Raw genomic sequence first — 1592 nt, 5'->3', positions numbered from 1 at the left:
TACAATCGCCAACTGGTTGAAGCGATGATCAAAGTGAAGGCGCTAAATAAGATCAACACCCTTGGTCTGCCTAAATATCAGTAAGTTAAGTGAATTTGTTAGAGAGCTGCATTTGATCAACAAGGCCATGTCCAATGTGCAGTATCTGAGCAGCGATAGTTAATTAGTAAATCAATATTCTTGAAATCTAACTCTAGATCTCGCGCAATTATAGGCTCGTGATGTGCAATTCTATTTCTTAATCCCCTGACATTCTCAAGAAGAACCCTCAATTTATTTCGCATTTCCGGCACTGATAAAGTTACTTCATGATTAGGAAATACTGTACGCAAGAATGGAGTCCATAAACGATCATCAAACCTTCTCGTTAGCAGTTTCTCCCAAAATACAAACTTTAATTCGGGAATAACTTTTCCTGTTGTGTTCTGTCCATTTCTGGCATTTATTAGATCACGTCTTGGGCTATAGCCTCTATCAGGGTTTGGTAAACTACGCTCAAATGTAGTATTCCAAGGCCAATTTAACCCATATTTTCTCTCCAAGGCTTCAGATACAGCGTTTCTAAAAACCACCTCACAAAGGTGAAGTGGCGCAAAAAACGCCGCAGACACTTGTGCATTCCATGCATAGAGCTTTAATGCTTGCTCTGTACTCAACGCTGTACCATTAAAAACAATTTGTTCATATGTACTCAACCTTGAGTCAGATAATGACCTTTTGATATTACTTGACGGCATCGTCAACTCCTTTTACAATTCACTTACTAGCTATGGGATATGCTGGCTTTATGCCTCCCCCTGTAGACATACGAAGAAAACAAAAAAACCTGCTTTATGCGGGTTTTTTTGTATCTTAAAAACCTATATGGGCTAGCTTGGTCGTAGCAATTACCCTTTCAAATTCTTTACCTATCACTTACTCTTTTAAACCGAGGGCTGGCACTGTCTTATACAAATCATTCAATGCATCAGTTAATTGTTGTGGATCAGGTATAATGTACGTATCGGTCATATCATCGCTAACATTTCCTATAGCCATTTAAAATTTGTACATTTTAAACAGCCGTAGTAAAAGTTATATCCGTCTATGTATACGCGAGTTGTTGTTTGAAGTGACTTATACTTCAAACAACACGAGTATTCACTTTGTACTTTTCTATTGTCCATAATTGAAAAAACCGGCCTGAAGAGGCCGGCAATTTCGCCCAAGTCCAGTGGTCGTAATGCCAAACGTGGAGCATGGGATAGCTATAAAATAGTAAACATACTACGTTCAAATGCAAGTAAATTTACAACTTAGTATCAAGCGGTAATTCAGTGAAGCTCATGTCTTTTAAGTGATAATCGTATAAGTATTTACCTTTGTCTTTAGGGTTTTTGTAATACTTTTCGTTGTATTCGCTCTTATTTTCTTTTTCCCATTCCTCAAAAAATACGTATCGCAGTTCGCTAATATCCACACCATCGTGAACTACTCGCGCCTAAAGGCATCGAGCTTCCAAGATAATAGCCTAAGCTACTAACCTTTCTTTTTTGACGCTTCGTTGGACACCGCTAGTCGAGCTTTTGACTCGGCTAGTCTTACGATTGCCT

At 38.6% G+C, this 1592-nt stretch carries 3 protein-coding genes; all 3 read right to left on the bottom strand.

Annotation, left to right across the window (positions count from 1 at the left end; all coding sequences use genetic code 11):
* Positions 1 to 116: 116 nt before the first annotated feature.
* Positions 117 to 737 carry a hypothetical protein gene (locus NH454_RS22205; RefSeq protein ID WP_212748038.1) on the bottom strand — a complete coding sequence of 207 codons (621 nt, stop codon included), beginning with the start codon at positions 735 to 737 and terminating at the stop codon, positions 117 to 119.
* A gap of 178 nt (positions 738 to 915) precedes the next feature.
* The gene (locus tag NH454_RS22405; protein ID WP_290442663.1) at positions 916 to 1038 is read right to left on the bottom strand and encodes a hypothetical protein; all 123 of its coding nucleotides are present in this window, start codon (positions 1036 to 1038) and stop codon (positions 916 to 918) included.
* A gap of 250 nt (positions 1039 to 1288) precedes the next feature.
* Complete coding sequence (locus NH454_RS22200) at positions 1289 to 1459, bottom strand: hypothetical protein (RefSeq protein ID WP_235374287.1); 171 nt, start codon at positions 1457 to 1459, stop codon at positions 1289 to 1291.
* Positions 1460 to 1592: the final 133 nt, after the last annotated feature.

The sequence above is a fragment of the Pseudoalteromonas sp. Ps84H-4 genome (genome assembly GCF_024124645.1).
Lineage (GTDB): Bacteria > Pseudomonadota > Gammaproteobacteria > Enterobacterales > Alteromonadaceae > Pseudoalteromonas > Pseudoalteromonas lipolytica_C.
Note: the sequence above shows the minus strand (reverse complement) of the source record. Positions and strands in the feature narration are given on the sequence as shown.

What these genes read in the sequence shown, in the direction of transcription:
- NH454_RS22205 (WP_212748038.1), bottom strand. Translation starts at nt 737, where the DNA reads ATGCCGTCAAGTAATATCAAAAGGTCATTATCTGACTCAAGGTTGAGT.
- NH454_RS22405 (WP_290442663.1), bottom strand. Translation starts at nt 1,038, where the DNA reads ATGGCTATAGGAAATGTTAGCGATGATATGACCGATACGTACATTATA.